General features: G+C 68.5%; 1 protein-coding gene. It reads right to left on the bottom strand.

Annotated elements, in window-relative coordinates:
- The gene (locus GH736_RS23910) at positions 1–621 is read right to left on the bottom strand and encodes a hypothetical protein (protein WP_159607590.1); all 621 of its coding nucleotides are present in this window, start codon (positions 619–621) and stop codon (positions 1–3) included.
- Positions 622–661: the final 40 nt, after the last annotated feature.

Below are 661 nucleotides of genomic sequence, written 5' to 3'. Positions count from 1 at the left end.
TCACTCGAAGAGTGAGAGGGTGATGGTGGCGGTGTAGTCGCCGGGGGCGACGGTGGCGGGCGTGCGCAGGAACAGGTCCGCGGTCGCGGTCCATGACCCCTCGGACGCGACCGCCTCGGAATCGAACGCCATCGCCAGCAGCTCCTGGTCCACCACGCCGACCGCGTTCGGACCGGCATCCAGCACCGTGTCGACCTCGTCACCGGCAGCGACCAGACCCGACTCGCCGCCATCGATCAGCGACGGCGCCCAACCCAGGTGCCCGGCACCGATCGCCGGCTGCCCGGCATCACCGGTGAAGTCCGACGACGACCCCAGCACGTACCAGAACGCCCCATCCGGGATCTCCTCCGCCGTGCGGGTATCGGTCACCGTCACCGTCGGCAACGCACCGGTGAACTGCCGCACCGTCGCCGTCGACCCGTCCTCCGTCAACGTCGTCGACGACCCCGCCACGCTCATCGCGAGCACCCCGGGCTCATCCAACTCGGTGATCGCGACATTCACGTCGACATCCTGATCACCGTACTCATCCGCGATCGCCGCACCCGCAACGCCCACCAACAGCGCCGCACCCACGACCGCAACCGAACACCGCGCGAACACCCTGCGCTTCTCCATCTACCTACTCCTTCGAATCCAGACCGACACCACGCCGGCC

Origin of the sequence: Agromyces humi, assembly GCF_009720255.1 — a bacterium.
In the GTDB taxonomy this organism is placed as follows: Bacteria; Actinomycetota; Actinomycetes; order Actinomycetales; family Microbacteriaceae; genus Agromyces; species Agromyces humi.
The sequence above is the reverse complement of the archived record's forward strand: the minus strand, read 5'-3'. Positions and strand labels throughout refer to the sequence as shown.

Coding starts and splice junctions, on each gene's coding strand:
- GH736_RS23910 (WP_159607590.1), bottom strand. CDS start 621: ATGGAGAAGCGCAGGGTGTTCGCGCGGTGTTCGGTTGCGGTCGTGGGT.